This is a genomic window from Litoreibacter sp. GN1-5, from assembly GCF_055693805.1.
Genome location: NZ_JBVFUP010000001.1, coordinates 732,665 through 757,057 on the forward strand (window position 1 = coordinate 732,665; position 24,393 = coordinate 757,057).

Below are 24,393 nucleotides of genomic sequence, written 5' to 3' on the forward strand. Positions count from 1 at the left end.
TCAGTCCCCATCCAAAGAGTTAAAACCCGCCGCCACACCAAGGGTTGGGCCTAGCGCGTCGCGGACCTTGGTTCTAATGGCATCCACAGATTGTTGAACGATCTCGACCTTAAGGCGGGTCTGGGGGTCAGCGACACCGGCAAAGACGGGATCATTCAAATCGGCCAATTGCGACAGGGCGTCATTAAAGCTGTCATCAAGGGCCGTTGCCAATTCAGTATCATCACCCGCCAAAAGGGTGGCGAGGTTCTGAAGTGCCCGCAGGCTGAGCATCACATGGTGCGCGGAACGGCCTGAGCGACGCACCTCGGCCCGTATTGGGCGAGGGCGTTCAAACGTGCCCAATGGTCGTCCAAGACGTGTCTCGGCTGTGAACTGAAGACCCGTTGTCAGGGCTTTGAACAGCTCTTGCAGGACTTCTTCATCGCTGCGGTAAGGGCTATCGACACCCGGTTGCAGCATTGCATTGGCGTAGTCGGGTTGCCAATCGTCCAGGATGTGTTGCGAGATCGCGGCAATATCAGCGCTGATCGTTTGGATAAGTGTGCAATGGTAGGTCTGATTACCCGCTGCCATCAAAGCGTCATCATACAGCAGAAACTCCATCGCGTAGAACCCACGGGCAGCGATAGAGACTTCGCTGTAAGCGTCCATGGAATTGACGATCGGGTCCTCATCGGCAATCAGGCCACCAAGGGCGCGGGGCGTGGCCCCTCGGCTATCAGGCCAAAATGCGAGGGCAAAGGCGCGATCATCCACCTCTGTCGGGCCGAACCGCAAATGGCTGGCAGAAATCCATGCATCGAAAGCATCGCCATAGGCGGTGCGTAAGGCTTTGGTGGCAGGGTCACAGTCTAGCGCGGCCACAACGGCCAATATCTGAGCCTGTTCGGTCAGGGTCTCAAACCTTGGCAGGATATGCGTTTGAACGATACTGTCGATCACTGGGTTAACAGTCTCAGCCTGCGTTACCACGGGCGCGGTCAGTAAAACGGCTGTCAGGGCGATCTGTTTCATAAGCTCTCCAGAAATGCGATCAGGGCATCCCGGTCGTCGGTTATCATATCGACCACCGCGTCCCTTTGGGCCTGCGCCTCACCACCGTGCCACAATACAGCCTCCAGCAAAGACCGCGCGCGCCCGTCATGCAGAAAATAGGTGTGGCCGCTGACCTGCTCTGTCAGCCCAATACCCCAGAGTGGCGGCGTCCGCCATTCCTGACCTGTGGCCCGTGCCTCCGGGCGATTGTCCGCCAAGTCTGGCCCCATGTCATGCAGCAACATGTCGGTGTAGGGCCAGATCAGTTGGAAGCTCTGCTCTGGTTGATCTTCAAGCCTGTGGGTCACAAAGCTGGGGGTGTGACAAGCAGTGCAGCCCGTGGAATAGAACAGCTCTTTACCGCGCAACACTTGTGGATCATCCACATCGCGCCGGGCAGGCACACCAAGGTTTCGGCTGTAGAACGTAACCAAATCAAGACCTTCTGCGTCAACCTCTGTGCCCCGGTCGTCGCCATCACCGTGGATCGCGTTCTGGCAGGTGGTCTGGGCTGGCGTACATTCCCCGGCCCCCGCAGGGAAAAGCGGGTTTGATATGCCAATGTCGCCAGCAAAGGCACCCGCAGATTGATGCTTCACCGTTGGTGCGCCTGCTTTAAGCCCAAAACGGCCCAGCATCGGTTGATCAAACTCTGCCGACCACACAACATTTGGGCGACCGGAAATACCGTCGCCATCCAGATCATCAGGGTCTGCACCCGCGAGAATATCGGCGGCAGGGATCGCCTCCAGCAATCCCAGACCAATCATCTGCGGAGCTATGCGCGGGCTGAGCATCGCGTCGGGGTGCAGCGGTCCGTAGCCTAGATCAGCCGCTTTATAAGTGGGATGTCGTAGAGAGACCTGTAGGCCATCTGCCAGAGTGACGATCTCTTCCTTATAGGTGATATCGAGACGGTATTCTGAAGGATGACCCTGCACAGCAAAATCCTGCAACTGCGTGCCATAGGTCGGATCGGGCAGGGTGGCGATGTAGTCTTTGATCTCGGCGATTGGGTCACCTCCGGGAATAGACACCCGCAAAAACATGGAAATCGCGTTATCTTCGGCATTTTCCGGCGGGTGTCCGCGCCCGTCTTTGATATGACACCGCTGGCAGGATCGCGCATTATAAAGCGGCCCCAGACCGTCAGATGCCAAGGTGGAGGACGGGGAAGACACCCAGAGCTTGCGGAAAAGCCCGTTGCCGACTTTAAAATTCAGCTCGTCCTCGAAGGTGATGTTGCCCGAAGGCTGCGAGAAAGCATTTGTGTCGGGCAAGACCCGTACAGTCGCAGCCCCCGCGGGCTTTTCTTCAAACCGTTGAGGCGCAGAAAAGTCGGTCGCAACAGCCGTAGCCGCCGCTATGCGTGCGGCTTCCTTGGGGGTGCGCGGGATCACGTTTAGATGCGGGTCTCCAAGTTCCCAAATCGGACCATCAGCAGGCCCGCCTGCCAATGCAACAGTGCCCGCCACCAAAGCGACAAGCGCAAAGCTACTCGGCTTCATCCATTTTTGACGCATTAAGCTGGGCATATTTTTCTTCACCAAGTTTCGCCACGAGATCAAGTTGTGTTTCCAGAAAGTCGATGTGACCTTCTTCATCGCTTAGCAATTCTTCGAAGATATTCTTGGTCACGAAATCACCCACGGCTTCGCAGTGTTTACGCGCTTCCATGTACAAATCCCGCGCGCCATGTTCAGCGGCTAAATCGCATTCCAGCGTTTCTTTTGGGGTTTGCCCAATCCTTAGCGGGTCCAGCTTTTGCAAGTTGGGATGACCTCCCAGAAACAGGATGCGGGCGATGAGCTTGTCCGCATGGTTCATCTCTTCGATGCTTTCCTCGCGGGATTTCTTGGCCATGTGACCAAGCCCCCAATCTTCCTGCATCCGGTAGTGTAGCCAATATTGGCTGACTGCTGTCAATTCACTGCGAAGCGCATCGTTGAGATATTCAATAACTTTCTTGTCGCCGTTCATTTTGAGTTTCCTGTGTTGCTGCGGATTTCAAATTCCGCAGGTGCATGGGGACTTCTAGATTGTTGTTGCTGCGCATGGTTGACAGGAACAGCGGCATACATCCACCGCAATCCGCAGCCTTACCCAATGCACGATAAACTTTGCCTGGGGTGATAATGGTCTTGTCATCGGCAGCCCGCATCCAGTCAATAGCAGCATGGATGTCTTCGGCGGTGATATGCTGACAATGGCAGATAATCATGATGACAAGACCTTATGTGAATTTATTGGAACACAGCGTCAGGATCGTCGAGGCTGTCTGATCCCTCAAATGCGATCTGGTCGACACCAAGGGCAGTGACAACGCGCTCAATCGAGCGGGTCTGGTCGATCAGGCCGTTCACGCCGCCCATGATCAACGCTTCACCCGCCGCATTGCCACGTTCCAGCATCTGGTCATAGGCAAAGCCTGCCTCGGATGCTGTCTTGATACGGCCCAATGCCATCATTGTCGTGCTAAGCTTGCTGCGCATTTCATCGTCTAGCGCAGCGTCAGTCGCCGAGACCAGGTCGGACAATGACGGCCCCGAGACCAATGTACCATCGATGCGGACATATTCACCTAAGTACACATTCTGAACGCCCAGACCGTCATAGTAATGATCGTTATGCGTGTTGTCGGCAAAACAGGAATGTTCTTCTTCCGGATCATTGAGCATCAAGCCCAGTCGCATCCGTTCCCCCGCCTGTTCGCCGTAGGACAGGGACCCCATGCCTGTTAGCATTGAGACCAGCCCCGTATCTTCATTCGACATCAGAGTTGTCCGTGCATCGCCATTATCGGCCCATTGCACTGCCATCCATTCCAGATCAGAGACCAGCAGGTCCGTCGCGGCGGTCAAATAGTCCCCGCGACGGTCGCAATTGCCATTCGTGCACGCATCACCCGTGGCATAATCGGTCCAAGGACGATTGCCAGCCCCGTCGCCGTGACCATTCAGATCTTGCCCCCACAGCAGGAATTCGATCGCATGGTAGCCCGTGGCCACATTTGCCTCGACGCCATCCGCTTCATGCAGGGTTTCTTCAAGCAGGGCAGGGGTGATGCTGCCTGCGTCGATCTCTTGGCCCGACAGAATAAAGCTGGGGTTGGCCACCACGTTCAACGCAGCGAAAGCGTTCTCATCTGACGAACCGCCGTAAGAGGCGTCTACATAGTCAATCAGCCCTTCGTCCAGAGGCCATGCATTCACCTTACCTTCCCAATCATCCACGATCGCGTTGCCGAAGCGATACACCTCGGTCTGTTGATAGGGGACACGGGCCGCAAGCCACGCGTCTTTCGCGGCCTGCAATGCCTCGGCTGATGGGTTTTGCGTTAAAGCGTTCACTGCCGCCTGCAAGTTTTGTGCTGTAACAAGGCTGTCCTCATATTTGGCGGCAGCAATATCGGCGTAGGTCTGCAACACCTCCGACTTTTCAACAGCAAGGGCTGGCGCGACGAAGGCTACAAACAGCGCCGTGGAGGAAAGGAAAACGTGTTTCATGGAAAGTCCTGTCAGTGAAGAGTTGTTGGTTGGGATTGGATGGGTCGCACGTTGTCACCATGGGCGCGGGGCGCACAAAGGTTCATACGTTTCAGGGCAAGGCCAAAATCTGCAGCCAAGGATGTGATCAACGGCGCGACATCAGCACGAACAAGCAAAGTCGCAATAAGCATTGCGTCGTCGCGATCCCCGGTTGCTGCTGTTGCTATGAAATTGGCAAAACATGATTCGTCAGACCCAAGGCATTTGCAATTTACGGAATGGCGCATCAATGGTCTGCGCCCATGTTGGGAGCAAAGTTTGCAAAGGCTTTCAAACGACTTGAGTGCCTTGCGACCTTGGATAGCACCAAGGCTGTGTGCAAAGTCGTTCCAAACAATTGCTTGCGCGTCGGGGCCGTCGCACCAAAGACGAAAGTATATAACCGACGCTGCCTCGATACCATCCAGTTCAGTGATGAAGCCGACAGGCGCAGCACCACGTTTTTCCTGTGTGCTGGTCATTTGGTCAGAATCAATTTGCCAGCTCGCGTGATGCGCAGCGTATATGTCTGATCGCCCAGAACAATCTGCGCTTGGTCCGCACCCTTTGTCAGGTCTTCCGCTGAATATGTTGGCAACATGTTCGGGGCAGGTTTTAGTGTTTCCTTGGCCGAATGAAACGACATCACTTTCGCCCCCCATCGGGAGTTTTGTTGTGAATATAATGGTCGAAAATCCATTCCATACTAAGGCCATCAGATGTACCGGATTGATTTAACACATCTGCGAGTTCGGATCGGTCTGGGCGTGGGGTGCTGCGTTCAAAACTGTGCTCTTTCAAATGGTCTACGAGGTCTTGCATCTTGGAAGTCCTTTCATCTGTTGATTGTCGGGCTTCCCCAATATTTTGAAGGGATGGCTAGAAACTAAATTAAATCTGAGTAATTTTATCAGATAAGTCAATCCTACTTTTTTAGTCAGAATTAAAAATCACAAATAAACTCAAGCTGAAGCGCAATATCTATGTGGCCAGTTTATCCGTGTGTCAGCCACCGCCCCCTCATAGGGGCGCTTTTATGATGTCCGTAGTAGAAATACGGCTGGTCGGTTTGCGATATGACCCAGCAACAAAGGCTGCAAACGTCTTTCGCTTGTCGTCGTGGGCTGAGACGGGTAATCATCTTAAGCCAACAGGGAGACGCACATATGCACGATGATCTGCTGAACAGCTTTATGACCGGTCCCGATGAAAACGGCCGCTTCGGTGATTTCGGCGGACGGTTCGTCTCGGAAACTTTGATGCCGCTTATCCTTGAGCTGGAAGAGCAGTATGAGCATGCCAAAACCGATCAATCTTTCTGGGACGAGATGGATTTCTTATGGAAGCATTACGTCGGTCGCCCATCGCCGCTATATTATGCCGAGCGGCTGACAGAGCATTTGGGGGTGCAAAGGTTTATCTCAAACGTGATGAGCTGAACCACACAGGCGCGCATAAGATCAATAATGTACTGGGCCAGATCATCCTTGCGCGTCGTATGGGGAAAACCCGGATCATTGCCGAGACTGGCGCGGGGCAGCATGGTGTGGCAACCGCAACCGTTTGCGCGAAATTCGGGCTGAAATGCATCGTCTATATGGGTGCCCATGATGTCGAACGGCAGGCACCAAACGTGTTTCGGATGCGCCTGCTTGGGGCCGAAGTCGTCCCTGTTACCTCTGGCCGCGGCACTTTGAAGGACGCAATGAACGATGCCTTGCGCGATTGGGTGACGAATGTGCGCGACACGTTCTATTGCATCGGCACGGTTGCAGGCCCGCACCCTTACCCGGCCATGGTGCGCGATTTTCAGGCGATTATCGGCAAAGAAGCCAAAGCGCAGATGCAAGAGGCCGAAGGCCGCCTGCCAGATACGCTGATCGCTGCCATTGGCGGTGGGTCCAATGCGATGGGCCTTTTCTTCCCATTCCTTGATGACAAGGAAGTCAGCATCATCGGTGTCGAGGCCGGGGGCAAAGGTGTTAACGAAAAGATGGAACATTGCGCGTCTTTGACGGGGGGCGTCCGGGTGTGCTGCATGGCAACCGGACTTATCTATTGCAAGATGATGACGGGCAAATCCTTGAAGGTTTCAGTATTTCCGCCGGTCTGGATTATCCCGGTATCGGCCCGGAGCATTCCTGGCTGCATGAAATCGGGCGCGCGAAATATGTCTCGATCACCGATGTTGAGGCGCTGGAAGCGTTCCAGCTATGTTGCGAACTTGAAGGCATCATCCCCGCCTTGGAGCCATCCCACGCATTGGCCCATGTGATGAAAATCGCGCCTGATCTTCCAGCTGATCATCTGATCTGCATGAATATGTGTGGGCGCGGGGACAAAGACATTTTCACTGTCGCCAAAGCGCTGAATTTTGAGATGAACACCGGCGCATAACTTTTTTGACCATGGGCGCGGCCAATTCTGTCTTAAGAAAATGCTGTCAGAAAATCTTTGAAACTTCGCGAAAGGCCAAAGCGCTTTTAAGGGTCAGCAATGGGGTACCTGTTATGGCTGTCCTTTTCATTTATTACCTGAACGGGTAATTTTGTTGCGCGACGGCAACAGGGTTTGACGTAGGGTCATAAGGCAGGTGGCCAGAATCCCGACCCGCGCCTATTCCACATCTCCCGACCAAATGGTTCGGACCTTAACGGGCGCAGGTGATCACTGCCCCGGTGCGCACGGGCTTCCCGCCGCGTATGCCAAGGCCGCAATGATGGAAGGGGATGACTTTTGATGTCATTTTTTTGATGTAGCTCATTTGGTAGAGCAGCGGGTTCCTAATCCTCTTGTAGCGGGTTCAATTCCCGCCTTCAAAACCGGTAAGGCGGTGACGCCTTGGGTTCGACTCCCAATCGCATGAAACGCGATCGAAAATCTAACGGATGTCCGGGCCTTGTCTGCGCTTGCAGGGGTTCGCGCCAGACAGCCTTCGGGCCAATGGCAAAGACGCCAGCGAACGCCCCGGTTTGCGCCGGTCGGCGGGTGACGGGCAAGGGCCTTTGCGGTCAGGTGACGGAGCTTTCGAGCGCCTGATCCCCACCGCATCGGCCCGCGCCCCGCTCCTCACTGATCCGCGTGGGTTGGGACAGGGCAGGGGCCGGGCATCCACCACAAGTTTATCAACCGGGCCTCAAAAGCCCCCTAACCCAAACAGAAACAAAAGGAGATCGTGCGTGTTGTAGCGACGATAAAAGAAGGAAGAAGACGATGAAAATAATAGATAAAGTAATGGGCCTGCGTCGTGTGACGCTGACCGAAGGTGAACGTGCGCTTGTGTTTCGCAAAGGCAAACTGGTCGATGTGATCGGTGCCGGGGAACATATGCTCAAAGCAAAAGATGTGCTTGAGACCCACAACCTGACCCGGCCTGAATTCGTCTCTGCCTTCGAGGACGCTATGCGACGCGAACGGCCTGATCTGGTTGCAGCGCATTTGACCGAGCTGCGCACCGATGTTGACGAGGTCGCAGTTATCTCGCGCGATGGCAAATTGCACGAGGTGATGTCGCCCGAGACACGTGCGCTTGTCTGGACGGCGGCTGGCCCCTGGACGCTTGAGCGTTTGGATGTCAGCGCGGACCGGGCAGTTCCTAAGGTTTTGGGCGATCGTCTGGCGCGGGCGCGGATGACGACGAAGATGACCGTTGTTGAAGTGGCCGAGGCAGATGTCGGGCTGATGTTCGTTGACGGTGTTCTGACAGAGACGTTGAAAGCCGGGACACATCGCTTCTGGACGCTGGGCCGCAAGATCCACGTCAAGATGGTCGACATGCGCTGGCGAAACCATGATGTGACGGGTCACGAGATCCTGACCAAAGACCGGGTGACTTTGCGGGTCAATCTCGCAGCTGATTTCCGGGTCACGGACCCTGTGAAAGCAGTGACTGCGCTCAAGGATTTCGAGGAAGCGTTGCACCGGGCCTTGGGTCTGGCGTTCCGCAAGACGCTTGGCGCGCTGACGCTTGATGCGCTTTTGGCTGATAAAGTGTCCGTGGACGCGGAAGCAGCCGAGGCGGTGCGGGGCGAGATGGCTGCTATCGGTGTTGAGGTGGGTGCGATTGCGTTGAAAGACGTGATCCTGCCTGGCGAGATGCGCGATATTCTGACCTCCGTTGTGGCGGCAGAAAAGGCGGCCGAGGCCAACGTGATCCGGCGTCGGGAAGAAACGAACGCGACGCGTTCGCTTCTGAACACGGCGAAGGTCATGGCCGAGAACCCTGTGATGCTGCGGCTTAAAGAGCTTGAAGCATTGGAGGCTATCGCGGGCAAAGTCGAACGCCTGACCGTGCATAACGGGACGGAGGGTTTGATGAATGACCTCATCAAACTGCGCGACTAGGACAGGGCCATCCGGGGGAAGCCTCGGGTGGCCTTTTTGCACGGCTTTCCTGTAAAATCCTGAAATCAAAATTTTGTCGAACTAAGCTCATAATTCTGTGCTAACAGCGCGAAACAGCTTTCAAAAGTTCATGAGTTCGCGCGCTATGTTTTCCAATGATAATCCAATTTTCGAGTTTCGCGGTCCTTTTGGTGTGCCGGTGCAAATTGGGTCAAGCATTCTATTTCTATTCCTGATTTTCGTCTCATTTTCAGGTGGTTCGCAAGTAATCATGTATGATCTGATTTTCGTCGCCCTGTTGATCGGTTCGATCTTCCTGCACGAAATGGGCCATGCATGGGGCTCCTTGATACAGGGCGTGCCGGTGCGCCGTATCATGATCCATGGAGGCGGCGGGTTTTGCGAACGCTCACGCTCGGCTACGCGCTATCAGGACGAACTGATCGTAGCGATGGGCCCGATTGTGAACCTTGTGATCTGGGCTGTGGCGTCGCTGGTGGCACCCTACATGGAAGGCGAGATGCTAGGTTGGGCGCTGAGAATGTTGGCGATGATCAATCTGTTTCTGGCGGTGTTCAACCTGATCCCGGTGCAACCTCTGGATGGGGGCAAGCTATTTCAACTGGGGTTGATGCGCATTCTGCCATCTATCACCGCAACCCGTATTGCAGGTGCTGTAGGGTTAATCCTCGCGCTGCTGTGGATTCCGGCGATGCTGCTCAGCTATGCAACATTCGGCTTTCTGCTGCTGTTTTTCCCGCCCATCCGGCTTCATTGGCAAATGCTCAAAGCAACAGCTTGAACCTTTGCCAAAGGCTCATTTCCGTACCCGCCTAAAGCCGACCACGTTTTTTTGCGATACCGCGCAATCGTAGATCAGGCCCGCGCCGGACAGATTGTCGAAGATGTTTTGGATCGTTGTGTATGGATAGCGTTTTGGGTGTAATTCGATCAGCAGGTGTTTGACATGGTCAGGCCAGGGCGTATCGAACAGAAACTGCTCGGCTCCTTCGATGTCCATGGTCACGATGTCGGCACGGTGGTCTGTCAGAAGTTGCCCGATCCCGAGGGTAGGGACTTCTACCACTCTGGATGGATGTGACGTCTCTTCTGCCAGTGCTGACGCCCAAAAGGATCGTGCCTTGTGAAACAGCATAGGCTGACCTGCGTTTTCATCATTCACGACGGCACCGTGTAAGACGGTTACAGCATTGCAACCATTGCGATCAAGATTGTTCCGCAACACGGGGATGACATCCGGGTTCGCCTCGACCGCCACGACATTTTCAGGTCCGGCAATACGCGCGCTGATCACGCTGAGATACCCCATGCCAGCCCCAAGCTCCATGACCTTATGACCGGGACGAACGTGCTTTTGCACGGCAAAGGCTTCGGACCTTTCGTAACGGCCCGCAGTCAGGCTGTCTTTCAAGGGCTGCAACGCCAGATGATCGGGCACGTCGAGTGTAACACCGTTGAGTTCATACTGCATCGTGACGTCCAGACTGATCTTATGTGCAAGCTCACCCGAAAACCGGTTCCCACTTTTCGGCTTGCGCTTTACACTGCCCACATCGCCACCAATTCGACAGAAAGGCAAGCATTGAAACTTTTTGTAGGTCTGGGCAATCCCGGCGCGAAATACGCGCATAATCGGCACAATATTGGGTTTATGGCCTTGGACCGGATTGCGGCAGATCACGGGTTTCCCCCGTGGCACGGCAAGTTTCAGGGCAGTATGACCGAGGCACCTCTGGGGCCCGACAAGGTGATCTTGCTCAAGCCCGAGACATTCATGAACCTGTCTGGTCAATCTGTTGGCGAAGCGATGCGCTATTACAAGCTGACGCCGGCGCAGGTCACAGTGTTTCATGACGAAATCGACCTTGCCCCGGCAAAGTTGCGCTGCAAGACCGGTGGCGGACATGCAGGGCATAACGGCTTGCGCTCGATCCATAACCATATCGGACCGGACTACCACCGCGTTCGCATGGGGGTTGGTCATCCGGGTCACAAGGATGCCGTGCCGCACTATGTGTTGCAGGATTTCCCCAAGGCAGATGCGGACTGGTTGGAGGATGTACTGCGTGGGGTCAGTGACGGTGTAAAAGATCTTGTGGGCGGTGACACGGGCAGGTTCCTGAACGCGGTCGCACGGCGGGTAGCGCCGGCCCGGTCATCCATCTCACCCGCGAAACCAAAACCCGAGCCCGCGCAAGAAATGACCTCGGCGGCGGAAGAGGATACCCGAACGCCTTTGCAAAAACTGATGGACCGGTTCAAATGAGCCGTTTGCAGCAGGCCTTCACACATCAAGCGCAGGTCTGCGCCAGTTTGGGTTCTCCTTTTATGGGGCGGCTAATGGCGCTTTGCGCGGACCGGATGATATCAGGCACTGCCGTGACGGATCGTCTGTTTGCATGGGACGGCGATGTTTCCGCGAAAGGGCATAGCGTACCGTTACGTCTTGCGGGCGCGCTCCATGCGTTGGTGCTGACCGGGGCCGCGCCCGCGCTGCTGCAGGCCTACCCACCGCATGAAGTTTCCGATGACGCGCTTTGGCAGGCCGTCAGTGATGCTTTTGTTACCCACGAGGCGCATCTGATGCACTGGCTCGACAGCCCGCCGCAGACAAATGAGGTGCGCCGGTCCGCTGGTCTGATACCCGCAGCCATGTGGTTGTCTGCGCGATTGGGCCTGCCTTTTGATCTGTCGGAATTAGGCGCAAGCGCGGGGCTAAACCTGATGTTTGACCAATTCGCTTTAAGCCTGGGCGATATGCGGTTCGGCCCCGATACCCCTGCGCTGACACTCGCGCCAGACTGGACAGGGGCCGCCCCTGTTGACGCGCCGATAAGCATTCGAGACAGGCGAGGCGTTGATCTGAACCCGCTCAACCCACAAAACCCCGAGGACCAGTTACGCCTGCGTGCCTATCTTTGGCCCGACCAACCTGACCGTAAGGCGCTGACCGATGCTGCAATTGCGGTTGCCGCTGCTCCGGTGGATCGCAGTGACGCTGCCGACTGGCTGCAACAGCGCCTGTCCACCCCGCGCCCCGGTGCCATACATCTGATTTATCACACGGTCGCGTGGCAGTATTTTCCGCAAGCTGTGCAGAACAGGTGCCGGACCCTGATTGAGGCTGCGGGGGACGTCGCCACACCTGACGCTCCAATAGCATGGCTGGGGATGGAGGCTGACGATATTCCCTGCGGTGCGGCCCTGACCATGCGTCTGTGGCCGGGGGATCATCACATCACCTTTGGCCGGATTGATTTCCACGGTCGTTGGGTCAGCTGGGAAGCATCGGAATGAGAAGATTTTTCAAATGGTTTCTGCGCATCTTTGCTGTGCTGGCGGTGATCGTCCTTGCCGCAGGTATCTGGAAACGGGAAGAAATCACGCGCTTACTGGCCGTTAACAGCCTGTTCGCCGAGGACCGGATCGTTGCGAACTTCTCTCACATGGATAGCGCTTTTCTGGCCCGGGACGTTCCGCGAGGTGCGGGCCCCGTCAGCCCGCTGCCCGAAGGCCCGCCCTACACCTTGCCCCCAGAGGTTGCGCAATGGATCAAGGACCGCGATGTAACAGGGCTGATCCTTCTGAAAGACGGCAACATCGTCTTCGAAGATTACTTCCTTGGCACCGAGCCTGAAGACCGGCGCATCTCTTGGTCTATGGCGAAAAGCTATTTATCCGCCCTGTTTGGGATTGTGATGGCGGAAGGCGCAATCACATCGCTTGATGACCCCGTGACGAAATATGTCCCTGCATTGGCAGGGTCGGCCTATGACAAAGCCACCATCCGCAATGTGCTGAATATGGCTAGCGGTGTGGAATTCAACGAGGATTATCTGGATTTCCATTCAGACATAAATCGCATGGGGCGCGTTCTGGCGCTTGGGGCCTCGATGGACGGGTTCGCCGCCGGGCAGAACAGAACATGGGCAGAGCCGGGCGCAGCATGGCGTTATGTCTCGATCGATACCCATGTGATCAGCATGGTGATCCGTGGAGCGACCGGGCGCACCATCCCCGATCTTCTGTCCGAAAAGATCATCGTCCCAATGGGGCTGGAACAATCGCCCTATTACCTGACCGATGGCGAAGGTGTGGCATTCGTGTTGGGTGGTTTGAACGTGACCAGCCGTGATTATGCACGGTTTGGCCAGATGATCGCACAGGACGGATACTGGAATGGCCAGCAGATTGTCCCATCGGATTGGGTGCTGGCATCAACCGCTGCAACTGCGCCGACGCAACCCGGCGCAATTGGTTATGGGTATCAATGGTGGATCCCAAAAGGCTCGCCCGGCGGCGAGGTGATGGCGCGTGGTATTTACGGGCAATATATCTATATAGATAAGCAAGCTGGCGTCGTGATCACCGTAAATGCCGCAGACCGAAATTTCCGCGCGCCCGGTGTCGCGGACTAGGATGTGGAAATCTTTCGCCTGATTGCGCAGGATTTGAAGGAGTAGACCGATAGACAAAGCCCCCTCTATCAATGTGCTGGGACAAGCGTTGCAACCCTGTTCTCTGGAGCCCATGACAGGGTTCTTTCGTAATGGGTCCTGTGATACCTGCGCGCAGGATCAGGGCAGTCATACCGTCTGCGCAGTCATGACGGCTGAATTTCTGGCCCTGTCCAAATATCTGGGCAATGATCTGTCCACACCGATGCCGCAATATCGCTTTGCAGGGCTTAAACCCGGCGACCACTGGTGCCTGTGCGCCGCGCGGTTCCTGCAAGCCCATGAGGAAGGCGCGGCCCCAAACGTCAATCTGGCTGCCACCCACCAGCGTGCGCTTGATATTGTGCCGCTAGAGGTTTTGAAACTGTATGACATCGAGGGAAAGTCATGAAACGATTTGTCTGTCTGTTAACATTTGCGTTTCTTTCCAGTCCTGTGCTTGCGCAAGGGCAATGACGGAAGCAAAACAAGAACTGTCGAACAAAAGGCAGATTAAATGGATGACGCTCTAAGGTCTTAGTTAGGCGATCTCGTCTCAATCCTCTGTGACACGCGCGAAAAAGCGGCGTCTGGTGGACCTTGGGGTTGTGCCAAAGTAATCCTGCCACCAATTATCAGTCCGCAAGTGCTTTGGCGGCCCACGCCGCTGGAAGGTCAGGGACTCACGGAAAGCGTGGTGCGTGTAGAGCCGCATGAATTCGCCCAGATAAATGTCGGCCACGCGTAGGTTGCCGCGCGTGATCACCATGTTCTCATCATTACGCCGGACAGAGGCATCCGAAAAATTGGCAGAACCCGCAATCACGACCGGATCATCCCCAAGCGGGTCGATCAGCATGAACTTGTTATGAACAAACCGGACATGGCTGTTCAGCCCAGTCAGACGTTCCTTTACCCAGCCGTCAATCTTGTTGGTGCGGATGAAGTTGCCGATGGCAAATGTGTTCTCGGGCTGGTTGCGCAGGGCCTGTATCGCAGCTTCCTCGGCATCGCGCGCAGGGCCCTTGCGCATGGGCCGGGTCTTGCGTTCCAGAAGCGCCAGTCGGAAGGGGGCGTCTGCGGATCGGTAGACATCCTTGAAGACGTCGTTCATGCCGAATGCAAAGGTCATCATCAACCCGTCCTGCGCTGCTTTGGCTTGTTCTGCGTACCATGCAAGTGCATCTGCGTTGCGACGAGGGCTGAAAATTATGCTTGTCCCTGGCGTTGGGGGGCCAGTAGGCAAGGGTGTTAACGCCTCGACCTGATCCTTGGTTGGCCCGCTTGGCACGTCATCTTTCAAGAGTTGCCAGTAGTCGAGAAAAGCTTGCGCAATGTCTGTATCTTCAACCACATGGGCCACATTGGATTGACCGAATATTCCCCCTTCCGAGAAATTCGTCCCGCCGGTCCAGACCGCCACGGGTTGATCATTCTCAAGTTTGACCATGAATTTGTTGTGCTGAATGTAGCTTTTGGGCTGTGTCCGCTCATGGGCTAAACCGCCAAGGCCTGCGGCTTGTAACGCCAGCCTATTGTCGTCGCGCGGGAAGTCGCGGCGGCCGTCATAAACGATTTCTATGTCAACGCCCCGATCTGCCGCTGCTTTGACCACCTCCAGAAACGGGGCGTAATGCAGCTCATATGCTGCGATGCGCAGGGCGTGCCGTCCGGCCTCGCAATTTTCGACAAAATCCGTCATTGCCTCAAACAAACCACGCGACAACCATTCAAACGCTTTGTTGTTCGGCACGTCCTCGGGTGGGCAATTGCCGAAGCGACGCGCATAGGCTTGTGATGCCGCGATGCCCCGGTTGAAATAGATGTCATGATCGCCGGTTTCCGGGTCTTCGGTCAGAACGTCGAGGCTGACCTGTTCAAACACCTCAAGGTCGTTTGGCGTCCCTTTCAGGGCGATAATGCGGTAGGTATAGCGATGGCCGGGTTTAGTGCTGTAATCGGACCATTGGAAGGACTGAATCGGGTGATCACGGGTGGAATTCTGGCTGCCTGGACGCAACCCCGGATCAGTTTCGGCAAAGGTTTTCTGGGCGCGCAGATAGGCGGCCTCATCCTCGGTATGGTCAGTGCGGTGCAGAGCAAACCCCAGCAGGTCGTTACAAGCAGATTTCGGTAGGTGCCAGCCCATCATCACAACATAAGTGCCTGCCACGATATGAACCTTCAGCGGGCCAGAGCTTTGGGAAACGCGCATTGCTACTATCCTGTCCAAGCTGTTCTGGTTGGACTATAGCACAGATTTGATGCAGGCTTTGTGACGCTCGTAACAGCGCTGTTCGGTGGCTTACGTAAACCTGACTTTTCCGATATAGGGCAGATTGCGGTTTCGTTGGGCGTAGTCGATACCGTAGCCCACGACGAATTCATCTGGGATTTCAAAGCCGGTCCATGTGGCTTTGACGTCAACTTCCCGCCGCGATGGCTTGTCAAGCAGGGCAATCGTTTCCATCCGCGCGGGGCCTCGGCTTTCAAGAAGGCGGATCACGTGGCTAAGCGTAAAACCCGTGTCCACAATATCTTCAACGACCAGTACATCGCGGTTGCCGATCTCGCCGCGCAGGTCTTTCAGGATGCGCACTTCGCGCGAGCTTTCCATCCCGTCACCGTAACTTGATGCCTCAAGGAAATCGACTTCAACCGGTAAGTCCAATTCCCGGACAAGATCCGCAATGAACACGAAGGATCCGCGTAAAAGTCCGACTACCACCAGCTTGTCCGTGCCTGCGAAATGGGTGCCGATTTCTCGGGCCAGACTTTCGATCCGGGCGGCAATTGCTTTGGCCGAAATCATTTCGTCAATGACATATGGGGGATGAGACATGAAACCCTCTTGAACTTTCTTTGCTTTTCTAACTAATGACGCGCCAAATCACGATAGGAAACTGATGCCCACCCATACTGAAAATCGAAAGCTGCCTTATACGGCTGATCAGATGTATGATTTGGTCGCTGATGTGGACAAGTATCCTGAATTCCTGCCTTGGTGCTCTGCTGCGCGTATAAGATCGCGCCGCGCTGAAGGGGCAAGTGAGGTGATGGAGGCTGATCTGGTGATCAGCTTCAAGGTCTTCCGGGAACGCTTTGGCAGTCGCGTGATCCTGCATCCTGACGAGCGCAAGATCGACACCCACTATCTGGATGGGCCGTTCAAATATCTCAAAAGCACCTGGTCTTTCGTGGATAACCCAGACGGTGGCTCAGAGGTCGACTTCTTTGTCGACTTCGAATTCAAGTCCCGCATTCTGCAAGGCGTCATTGGCGTTGTGTTTAACGAGGCCATGCAACGGGTCGTCAGAGCTTTCGAAGCGCGGGCAAAGGCGCTATATGGCGCGCAATAATGGGACCGGGTTTTATCGCAAAGTTCTTCAATACCCGCGCCAAATCCAGCCGCCGCCAAAAATCCGCGTGCTTGCATCGTCATAGAACACACAGGCCTGACCTGGCGACACGCCTTCCTCTGGGGTAAGCAATTCGATCTCGGCTGTGGTTGGCGTTAAAGGCCGGATGATCGCAGGCGCTGGTGGCCGGGTCGAGCGGACTTTGACGCCCATATGCCATTCGCTTTGACTTTCAAACGGCGCATCGCCCAGCCAGTTGATTTCGCGCACCGGAATGACGCGTGTTGCCAGCGCGTCTTTGGTGCCAACGATCACACGCTTGGTGTCCACGTCCAATTTGACGACATAAAGCGGCTCGACCAACCCGCCGATACCAAGGCCACGTCGCTGCCCGACCGTGTAGTGGATCACCCCTTCATGCTGGCCCAGAACGGTGCCATCCATATCGACGATATCCCCCGGCTCCCCCGCGCCGGGGCGCAGTTTTTCAATGACGGAGGCGTAATTGCCGTTTGGCACAAAACAGATGTCCTGACTGTCAGGTTTGTCGGCAACCGGCAGCCCGTGTTTTGCAGCCAATGCCCGCGTCTCGGCCTTGGAGGCAAGATGCCCTAACGGGAAACGCAGGTAAGACAGTTGCTCGGGCGTGGTTGAGAACAGAAAATAGCTTTGGTCGCGATTGGCATCAGCGGCGGAATGCAACTCTGGCCCCTGCGCACCCGATTTACGCTGAATGTAGTGCCCCGTGGCCATGCAATCCGCGTCAAGGTCTTTCGCGGTTTCCAGAAGATCTTTGAATTTCACACGCTCATTGCAACGGATACAGGGCACAGGCGTTGCCCCTGCAAGGTAGCTATCTGCGAATTCATCGATCACCGCATCCTTGAAGATGTTTTCATAGTCGAGCACGTAATGGGGGAACCCCATCGTTTCCGCGACCCGGCGTGCGTCATGTATGTCGCGGCCCGCGCAGCATGCGCCTTTCTTGGCAAGTGCCGCGCCGTGGTCATAAAGTTGTAAGGTGACACCGACAACATCATAGCCTTCCTGCGCAAGTTCAGCTGCAACAACAGAGCTATCCACGCCGCCCGACATGGCGACGACAACACGCGTGTCAGCCGGGGCTTTGGCAAAGCCCAGCGAATTCAGTTTTCCATCTGTCCAGTCCAGCGCCATAATGTCCTCGATCCTGATCGATCGAAATATAGGAAAATCTTAGCTATTCTCAAGACGCAGGTTCACGCCTCTTTAAGGCTATTGCAGGCATATAGTGTCAAAAGGCAACCATGGAATAGCAATATGTATCTCAAACGTCCTGATGGCCCGCGTGTCGTTACTCTTTCTGACGGAACCGCGCTAAGCCGCGCTGATCTGCCTGATCCAAACACCCGGCGCTGGGTCGCAAGCCGCAAGGCTGCGGTCGTTCGCGGTGTTGATGCACAGCTGCTTAGCATGAAGGAAGCCTGCGAAATCTATGGCCTGTCCGAAGAAGAATTCGAAAGCTGGCGAGACGCGGTTTCACAGCATGGGGTGCAAGGTTTGAAAACCACAGCATTGCAACATTATCGTCAGAATGAAGCCTGAATTAACTTTTATCCAGAAGGTAATTTCAAATTAACCTTTTAAACCCACGGTAAACATATCGCGGGGCCTTACTGGAGAAAATAACATGCGCGTACTACTGGTTGAGGATGATCCTACCACAGCAAAATCGATCTCGATGATGCTTACACACGCTAATTTAAATGTTTATGCAACCGATCTGGGCGAAGAAGGTGTCGACCTTGCCAAGCTCTATGATTACGACCTGATCCTGCTGGACCTGAACCTGCCGGATATGACCGGGCATGAGGTTCTGCGCCAGTTGCGGATGGCACGGGTCGAAACACCAATCCTGATCCTGAGCGGTTCGGACGACACTGAAAACAAGCTGAAAGGCTTTGGGTTTGGTGCCGATGATTACATGACCAAGCCGTTCCATCGCGAAGAGCTTGTCGCGCAGATCCACGCGATCATTCGTCGCTCAAAGGGACATTCGCAATCCATCATCAATACCGGCAGCATTGCTGTGAACCTTGATGCCAAGACAGTAGATGTTGACGGCAAGCCCGTACATCTGACCGGCAAGGAATATCAGATGCTGGAACTGCTCAGCTTGCGCAAAGGCACAACGCTGACCAAGGAAATGTTTCTCAACCACCTTTATGGCGGCATGGATGAGCCTGAGTTGAAAATCATTGACGTCTTCATCTGCAAGCTTCGCAAGAAGCTGGCAACAGCAACTGGTGGCGAAAATCATATCGAGACTGTCTGGGGTCGTGGCTACGTTCTGCGTGATCCACAACCGGGTTTGCGCGGTCGCGCGCCGGCGATGGCTGTCAATGGCTGATATTTAGCGCGGCGCCTTGAAGGGTTTGATACGGGGTCTTTCGTATCCGTTTCGATCCCTGCCGCTGCGCATTATTTCACCAGCCGCATCTGGACGATCCATACAAGGGGCCATATCACATAGGTCGGGATCGTCAGGGGTGCGCCATGTCAGACAATGATACACAAAACCACACGGATGATGTGGATGTAGATGCACTTACCCGCACACAAGCCACAGCCGAGCTTGCGCGCCTGGCGCAAATCTTGGCGCAGGCGAATGAGGCCTATCACACCAAAGACCAGCCCGAGATCAGCGATGCGGAGTATGATGCGTTCAAGCGGCGCAATACTGCTATCGAGGCCCGGTTTCCTGAACTGAAACGGGCCGATAGCCCATCTGATCAAGTTGGCGGGCCGCTTGCGGAAGGGTTCTCGAAAATTCGTCACGAAATCCGCATGCTGTCGCTTGGCAACGCATTCAGTGCAGATGACGTTGTCGAATTTGACGCGCGTATTCGCAAATATCTGGGCCTGACCGCTGAGGACCCTCTGTCATACACAGCGGAGCCTAAGATCGATGGTCTGTCCCTATCTTTGCGATATGAGGACGGGCAGTTGATCCATGCGGTCACCCGCGGTGATGGTGAGGTTGGTGAAAACGTCACCGCTAATGCCCGGATGATCCCGACAATTCAACAACATCTGTCTGCCGCCCCCAAAGTGCTGGAAGTCCGGGGCGAGGTTTATATGTCTCATCAGGATTTCGCAGACCTGAATGCACGTCAGGCTGAAGCTGGCGGCAAAACTTTCGCCAATCCGCGCAACGCTGCGGCAGGATCATTGCGCCAGTTGGACGCGACAATTACTAAATCCCGCCCGCTCAGCTTTTTCGCTTATGCTTGGGGGGCGCTATCCGAGCCACTGTCGGACACGCAGATAGGCGCAATTGAACGCTTGGGCTTCCTTGGATTCACGATCAATCCGCTGACACAGCTTTGCAGTGGTACAAATGAAATGATCGCTCATTACGAACGGATAGAGCAGCAGCGCGCGACGCTTGGCTATGACATTGACGGGGTGGTTTACAAAGTAAATGACTTGGGTTTGCAGCGCAGGCTTGGGTTTCGCTCCAGCACACCGCGTTGGGCGATTGCGCATAAATTCGCCGCCGAACTGGCCTGGACCCGGCTGGATGCTATCGAAATTCAGGTCGGGCGCACAGGTGCCTTGTCCCCCGTTGCGCGGTTACAGCCTGTGACCGTTGGTGGTGTCGTCGTGTCAAACGCGACGTTGCATAACGAGGATTACATCGCGGGGCGGGACTCGAAGGGAAATATCATCCGGGATGGCAAGGACATTCGTGCGGGTGATTGGGTGCAGGTTTACCGCGCAGGCGATGTGATCCCGAAAGTGGCGGATGTCGATCTGAGCAAACGCCCCGATAACGCGCAAGCTTACGAATTCCCTACCACATGCCCAGAATGCGGCTCTGACGCTGTGCGGGAGCCAGGCGATGCCGTGCGTCGCTGCACGGGCGGCTTGATCTGTCCGGCGCAAGCCGTTGAGAAGTTGAAACATTTTGTAAGCCGCGCTGCGTTTGACATCGAAGGGCTGGGCGCCAAACAGGTCGAGCAGTTCTATACGGACTGTTGGTTCAAGGAGCCAGCGGATATCTTTACCCTGCGCGACAGGTTCAGCGAAGGTTTGCAACAATTGAAAAACCGCGAAGGTTGGGGCGAGAAATCCGCGGCAAACCTGTTTGATGCGATTGACGAGAAGCGTAAAATCCCCCTGAACCGGGTGATTTTCGCCCTGGGTATCCGCCATGTGGGCGAAAGTGCGTCGACGTTGCTTGCGACCCATTATGGCAGTTGGTCGGCATTTGTGGCTGCGGTGGACAATGCGGCCCCGCTGGAAGGCGTGGCATGGGACGATCTGATCAGCATTGACGGTGTCGGCGCTGTCATGGCGGCGTCCCTTGTCGGAGCTTTTGCGCAAGAGGCGGAGCGCGCGTCAATCAACCGGCTGGTTGCGCAGCTTCAGATTAGCGATGTGGCGGCACTAGCGGCAAAAGACAGCCCAGTTGCGGGCAAAACAGTTGTGTTCACCGGCACATTGGAAAAGATGACCCGGTCCGAGGCGAAAGCGCGTGCCGAAGCGATGGGGGCTAAGGTCTCAGGCTCTGTTTCAGCGCGCACCGATCTGGTGGTCGCAGGGCCCGGCGCGGGGTCAAAAGCGAAAAAGGCTGAAGAATTGGGGGTAGACTTGATTGATGAAGACGCCTGGCTGGCTTTGATTGGCGACGCATAGATCGCTATGGCAGGCCGTCCAGAAATTCTGTTTCCGCTTTTTACGGACCTGACCGTACTGGAGGGTGTGGGCGACAAAACCGCGAAATTATTCGCGCATATGGATATCGAAAAACCGCGTGACCTGCTGTTCACCCTGCCGCATTCCGGTATTGACCGGCAACCGCGCAGCTCGATCCGGGATGTGGTCTTGCCTGCGACCGTCACCGTTGAGGTCGAGATTGGCATGCATGTCCCGCCTCGCAGTAAGGGCAAGCCCTATCACGTGCATGTCCGCGACGCACAAACCGAATTTCGGCTGGTATTTTTCCATGCCCATCAAGATTATCTGAAAAAACAGCTGCCGACGGGTCAGCGCCGGGTCATCTCGGGCAAGGTCGAGATGTTCGATAACATGGCTCAGATGGTCCACCCCGATTATATGCAGCCTGTTGTACGCGCGGATGAAATCCCCGCGTTTGAGCCGGTCTACCCGTTAACCCATGGGCTGACCCAGAAGGTGATCTTCAAAGCGGCACAGTCGGCATTGGATCGGGTCAAGCCTTTGGACGAATGGATAGACCCTGCGCAAAAGGCCAAGGAAAGCTGGCCGGATTGGCATATGGCGATCCGACAAGCCCATGAGCCGGTCGTCCAAGCTGATTTGGCGCCGTTACATCCGGCCCGTGCAAGGCTTGCCTATGACGAGATGTTTGCCCATCAGTTGACCCTTGCGTTGGCGCGCCAATCCGTGCGTGTCAAACGCGGCGTGGCAAGTGTTGCCACGGGTAAGTATCAGTCGAAAGTTTTGTCTGCTTTGCCGTACAGGCCGACCCACGCACAGGAACGCGCGATTGGCGAAATAGCGGCGGATATGGCGGCTCCGATCCGCATGAACCGCCTGTTGCAGGGGGATGTGGGCGCAGGCAAGACACTGGTGGCGTTCATGGCGCTGCTGACAGCGGTTGAGGCGGGCGGGCAGGGGGTCATGATGGCCCCGACGGAAATTCTGGCGCGCCAACATCTGGAAAGCCTGCAACCACTGGCCGAGGATGCGGGCATTGTCCTTACGCTGCTGACGGGTCGCGATAAAGGGGGCGAACGCGCTGCAAAGCTGGAGGCTTTGGCAAAGGGCGATATCCACGTTCTGGTAGGGACCCATGCGGTGTTTCAGAAGGACGTGGTCTTTGCCGATCTGCGCCTTGCAGTGGTGGATGAGCAGCATCGGTTCGGCGTGCGCCAACGGTTTGAACTGGGGGCCAAGGGCGAAGCTGTGGATGTTCTGGTGATGACTGCGACGCCTATTCCACGCAGTCTGGCCTTGGCGCAATATGGCGATATGGATGTCTCGGTCCTGGATGAGAAACCGCCGGGGCGCAAACCTGTGACCACCGCTGTTGTTCCCACATCGCGTATGGACGAGGTAGTTGAAAAGCTGCGTGGTGTGATTGCCGAGGGGCGGCAGGCCTATTGGGTCTGTCCGCTGGTCGAAGAAAGCGAGGTCAGTGACAAAACCGCCGCCGAAGATCGCTTCAAACGCCTGCGCGCCGCTTTGGGGGAGGGGGTTGTGGGGCTGGTGCATGGTCAGATGCCGCCCGCAGAAAAAGATGCGGCCATGGCGGGGTTTGTCGCGGGCGAGACAAAGGTTTTGGTTGCGACGACGGTGATCGAGGTGGGCGTGAATGTCCCGAATGCCACGATTATGGTGATTGAACGGGCCGAGGGTTTCGGTCTAGCACAACTGCACCAGCTTCGGGGGCGCGTCGGGCGGGGCGAGGGGGCATCGACCTGTTTGCTGCTCTATCAGGCACCCCTGTCCGAGACTGCGCGGCGCAGGCTTAATATTCTGCGCGAAACCGAGGATGGGTTTCGTATTTCAGAAGAAGATCTTGCCATACGGGGGGCCGGGGATCTGATTGGGACAGCGCAAAGTGGTTTGCCGCGGTTCCGCATTGCCGATCTGGAACGCCAGACATCGCTGATGGCGGTCGCGCAAAGTGATGCGCGCAAGCTGATGGCCGATGATGCGAGCCTTGAGACCCCCCGCGGGCAGGCGGCGCGTATTCTGTTATGGTTAATGGAACAGGATAAAGCGATCCGTTTGATTTCAATCGGTTAGTCTCAAAATCCTAAAAAGTTCACAAATGTTCTCAAAAAGTTCTTTACATCCGTTAACCATTATGAGAACAAAGTGACAACAAAGAGATGAGGAACTTAACATGATCGATGATCTCAGAACTATCATGACCCGGTCGCCAAGGATTTTGTTTCAGGATGCTGTTGGTATTGCTGCCATCGCCATCATCATGGCTGTTGCTCTTCATTTGCCGAGTTTTGTTTAAGTTACTGCCTGCTGTCTGATCCCGTTGAAGTGATAGGTCGTTTTTCCCGTTTCGACCTGATGATAACGCTCAGGTTCCCCGCCTGGTGCCGGTTGCCTCAGAACCCCGGCTGCGTTGACTTCCCAGACTAGCTAACTGGCCGCCGTGTTATGCCGACACGGCGGCTTTTTTATTGGCAGGACGCAGAGGCCTGAACCTGACACATCGCCTCTAAAGTCGCGTCAAGCGCCAGCATGATAGATGCATGGCGGTTCTTATAATCTTTTGCGGGTAACAGAACTTTTAATCCATCAAACGGGGCATCCGGGGCAGGGCCGTCCGATTTCAACATCGCTTTAAGTTGGTCACGCGCTGTTTCGACTTCGCTGAGTGTGCAACCAATAATTGCGCTTCCCACCACAGATGCGGCTGCCTGACCCAAGGCGCAGGCCTTCACGTCCTGACCAAAGGCGGCAATGCGCCCTGTATCGTCCAACTCAATGTCCACCGTAACTGTAGAGCCGCACAGTGGCGAGCGGCGTTTGACCGTAACGTCCGGTTCTGCCAACCGCGTGGTCAGGGGGATATCCGCTGCCAATGCAAGGATCTGACCGGAATAGAGTTTTATAAGGTCCGTGTCGCTCATCAGGGTTCCAATTCTTGTTATTCCCATAGATAAACCTGTTGGC

General features: G+C 55.5%; 24 protein-coding genes, 1 tRNA gene and 1 pseudogene. 14 read left to right on the top strand and 12 right to left on the bottom strand.

The window, feature by feature from the left end:
• Genes ACZ1HF_RS03715 through hemP form a run of 7 tightly spaced genes read right to left on the bottom strand, consistent with a single transcriptional unit; the run spans nucleotide 1 to nucleotide 5,211 of the window.
• A complete protein-coding gene (locus tag ACZ1HF_RS03715) occupies nucleotides 1–1,017 on the bottom strand; it encodes an imelysin family protein (protein WP_472656238.1) in 1,017 nt (338 codons plus the stop codon).
• On the bottom strand, nucleotides 1,014–2,561 hold the full coding sequence (locus ACZ1HF_RS03720; protein ID WP_472658972.1) for a di-heme oxidoreductase family protein: 1,548 nt from the start codon (nucleotides 2,559–2,561) through the stop codon (nucleotides 1,014–1,016). The genes ACZ1HF_RS03715 and ACZ1HF_RS03720 overlap by 4 nt, the downstream gene beginning before the upstream one ends.
• Complete coding sequence (bfr, locus tag ACZ1HF_RS03725; protein ID WP_472656239.1) at nucleotides 2,533–3,018, bottom strand: bacterioferritin; 486 nt, start codon at nucleotides 3,016–3,018, stop codon at nucleotides 2,533–2,535. Before bfr ends, ACZ1HF_RS03720 begins: the two co-directional genes overlap by 29 nt.
• Nucleotides 2,993–3,259 (bottom strand): (2Fe-2S)-binding protein, encoded by a 267-nt coding sequence (locus ACZ1HF_RS03730; RefSeq protein WP_472656240.1) that lies wholly within the window; start codon nucleotides 3,257–3,259, stop codon nucleotides 2,993–2,995. The genes bfr and ACZ1HF_RS03730 overlap by 26 nt, the downstream gene beginning before the upstream one ends.
• 22 nt (nucleotides 3,260–3,281) lie before the next feature.
• Nucleotides 3,282–4,544 carry an imelysin family protein gene (locus tag ACZ1HF_RS03735; protein ID WP_472656241.1) on the bottom strand — a complete coding sequence of 421 codons (1,263 nt, stop codon included), beginning with the start codon at nucleotides 4,542–4,544 and terminating at the stop codon, nucleotides 3,282–3,284.
• 11 nt (nucleotides 4,545–4,555) lie between these two features.
• Entirely contained in the window at nucleotides 4,556–5,047 is a 492-nt protein-coding gene (locus ACZ1HF_RS03740) for a hypothetical protein (RefSeq protein ID WP_472656242.1), read from the bottom strand.
• The gene (gene hemP, locus ACZ1HF_RS03745; RefSeq protein ID WP_472656243.1) at nucleotides 5,044–5,211 is read right to left on the bottom strand and encodes a hemin uptake protein HemP; all 168 of its coding nucleotides are present in this window, start codon (nucleotides 5,209–5,211) and stop codon (nucleotides 5,044–5,046) included. The genes ACZ1HF_RS03740 and hemP overlap by 4 nt, the downstream gene beginning before the upstream one ends.
• A gap of 520 nt (nucleotides 5,212–5,731) precedes the next feature.
• Between hemP and trpB the strand changes: the two are divergent.
• From trpB to ACZ1HF_RS03765, 4 genes and pseudogenes are all read left to right on the top strand, one after another.
• Nucleotides 5,732–6,962: pseudogene (gene trpB, locus ACZ1HF_RS03750) on the top strand (tryptophan synthase subunit beta).
• Between the two features lie 352 nt (nucleotides 6,963–7,314).
• Nucleotides 7,315–7,387, top strand: a tRNA-Arg gene (locus ACZ1HF_RS03755).
• 391 nt (nucleotides 7,388–7,778) lie between these two features.
• Nucleotides 7,779–8,909, top strand: a complete 1,131-nt coding sequence (locus ACZ1HF_RS03760) for a slipin family protein (RefSeq protein WP_472656244.1) — start codon at nucleotides 7,779–7,781, stop codon at nucleotides 8,907–8,909.
• Between the two features lie 271 nt (nucleotides 8,910–9,180).
• On the top strand, nucleotides 9,181–9,711 hold the full coding sequence (locus ACZ1HF_RS03765; protein ID WP_472656245.1) for a site-2 protease family protein: 531 nt from the start codon (nucleotides 9,181–9,183) through the stop codon (nucleotides 9,709–9,711).
• 15 nt (nucleotides 9,712–9,726) lie between these two features.
• Here ACZ1HF_RS03765 and ACZ1HF_RS03770 read toward each other — a convergent pair whose 3' ends face one another.
• The gene (locus ACZ1HF_RS03770) at nucleotides 9,727–10,401 is read right to left on the bottom strand and encodes an FkbM family methyltransferase (RefSeq protein ID WP_472656246.1); all 675 of its coding nucleotides are present in this window, start codon (nucleotides 10,399–10,401) and stop codon (nucleotides 9,727–9,729) included.
• Nucleotides 10,402–10,512: 111 nt separating this feature from the next.
• On the opposite strand from ACZ1HF_RS03770, the gene pth reads away from it, so the two are divergent.
• The 4 genes from pth to ACZ1HF_RS03790 are packed head-to-tail and all read left to right on the top strand — an operon-like array spanning nucleotide 10,513 to nucleotide 13,778.
• The gene (pth, locus tag ACZ1HF_RS03775; protein ID WP_472656247.1) at nucleotides 10,513–11,196 is read left to right on the top strand and encodes an aminoacyl-tRNA hydrolase; all 684 of its coding nucleotides are present in this window, start codon (nucleotides 10,513–10,515) and stop codon (nucleotides 11,194–11,196) included.
• Nucleotides 11,193–12,227, top strand: a complete 1,035-nt coding sequence (locus ACZ1HF_RS03780) for a DUF2332 domain-containing protein (protein WP_472656248.1) — start codon at nucleotides 11,193–11,195, stop codon at nucleotides 12,225–12,227. Before pth ends, ACZ1HF_RS03780 begins: the two co-directional genes overlap by 4 nt.
• Nucleotides 12,224–13,348, top strand: a complete 1,125-nt coding sequence (locus ACZ1HF_RS03785; protein WP_472656249.1) for a serine hydrolase domain-containing protein — start codon at nucleotides 12,224–12,226, stop codon at nucleotides 13,346–13,348. The genes ACZ1HF_RS03780 and ACZ1HF_RS03785 overlap by 4 nt, the downstream gene beginning before the upstream one ends.
• Before the next feature lie 49 nt (nucleotides 13,349–13,397).
• Nucleotides 13,398–13,778, top strand: a complete 381-nt coding sequence (locus ACZ1HF_RS03790; RefSeq protein WP_472658973.1) for a DUF2237 family protein — start codon at nucleotides 13,398–13,400, stop codon at nucleotides 13,776–13,778.
• Nucleotides 13,779–13,922: 144 nt separating this feature from the next.
• On the opposite strand, the gene ACZ1HF_RS03795 is transcribed toward ACZ1HF_RS03790, so the two are convergent.
• The gene (locus ACZ1HF_RS03795; protein ID WP_472656250.1) at nucleotides 13,923–15,581 is read right to left on the bottom strand and encodes a phospholipase D-like domain-containing protein; all 1,659 of its coding nucleotides are present in this window, start codon (nucleotides 15,579–15,581) and stop codon (nucleotides 13,923–13,925) included.
• A 90-nt stretch (nucleotides 15,582–15,671) separates the two neighbouring features.
• Nucleotides 15,672–16,208: a hypoxanthine phosphoribosyltransferase gene (gene hpt / locus ACZ1HF_RS03800; RefSeq protein ID WP_472656251.1), complete on the bottom strand. Its 537-nt coding sequence runs from the start codon at nucleotides 16,206–16,208 to the stop codon at nucleotides 15,672–15,674.
• 64 nt (nucleotides 16,209–16,272) lie between these two features.
• Between hpt and ACZ1HF_RS03805 the strand changes: the two genes are divergently transcribed.
• The gene (locus ACZ1HF_RS03805) at nucleotides 16,273–16,725 is read left to right on the top strand and encodes a type II toxin-antitoxin system RatA family toxin (RefSeq protein ID WP_472656252.1); all 453 of its coding nucleotides are present in this window, start codon (nucleotides 16,273–16,275) and stop codon (nucleotides 16,723–16,725) included.
• A gap of 27 nt (nucleotides 16,726–16,752) precedes the next feature.
• Here ACZ1HF_RS03805 and mnmA read toward each other — a convergent pair whose 3' ends face one another.
• The gene (gene mnmA, locus ACZ1HF_RS03810; RefSeq protein WP_472656253.1) at nucleotides 16,753–17,901 is read right to left on the bottom strand and encodes a tRNA 2-thiouridine(34) synthase MnmA; all 1,149 of its coding nucleotides are present in this window, start codon (nucleotides 17,899–17,901) and stop codon (nucleotides 16,753–16,755) included.
• A gap of 123 nt (nucleotides 17,902–18,024) precedes the next feature.
• Here mnmA and sciP point away from each other — a divergent pair, with 123 nt between their 5' ends.
• From sciP to ACZ1HF_RS03835, 5 genes are all read left to right on the top strand, one after another.
• Nucleotides 18,025–18,309: a CtrA inhibitor SciP gene (gene sciP, locus ACZ1HF_RS03815; protein WP_472656254.1), complete on the top strand. Its 285-nt coding sequence runs from the start codon at nucleotides 18,025–18,027 to the stop codon at nucleotides 18,307–18,309.
• 85 nt (nucleotides 18,310–18,394) lie between these two features.
• Nucleotides 18,395–19,114 (top strand): response regulator transcription factor CtrA, encoded by a 720-nt coding sequence (ctrA, locus tag ACZ1HF_RS03820; protein ID WP_472656255.1) that lies wholly within the window; start codon nucleotides 18,395–18,397, stop codon nucleotides 19,112–19,114.
• A 146-nt stretch (nucleotides 19,115–19,260) separates the two neighbouring features.
• A complete protein-coding gene (ligA, locus tag ACZ1HF_RS03825) occupies nucleotides 19,261–21,405 on the top strand; it encodes an NAD-dependent DNA ligase LigA (RefSeq protein WP_472656256.1) in 2,145 nt (714 codons plus the stop codon).
• A 6-nt stretch (nucleotides 21,406–21,411) separates the two neighbouring features.
• Nucleotides 21,412–23,502 (top strand): ATP-dependent DNA helicase RecG, encoded by a 2,091-nt coding sequence (gene recG, locus ACZ1HF_RS03830; protein WP_472656257.1) that lies wholly within the window; start codon nucleotides 21,412–21,414, stop codon nucleotides 23,500–23,502.
• A 100-nt stretch (nucleotides 23,503–23,602) separates the two neighbouring features.
• Complete coding sequence (locus ACZ1HF_RS03835; RefSeq protein ID WP_472656258.1) at nucleotides 23,603–23,725, top strand: hypothetical protein; 123 nt, start codon at nucleotides 23,603–23,605, stop codon at nucleotides 23,723–23,725.
• A gap of 169 nt (nucleotides 23,726–23,894) precedes the next feature.
• On the opposite strand, the gene ACZ1HF_RS03840 is transcribed toward ACZ1HF_RS03835, so the two are convergent.
• Nucleotides 23,895–24,353, bottom strand: coding sequence for an iron-sulfur cluster assembly scaffold protein (locus ACZ1HF_RS03840; protein WP_472658974.1), 459 nt, complete (start codon nucleotides 24,351–24,353; stop codon nucleotides 23,895–23,897).
• Nucleotides 24,354–24,393 lie beyond the last annotated feature (40 nt).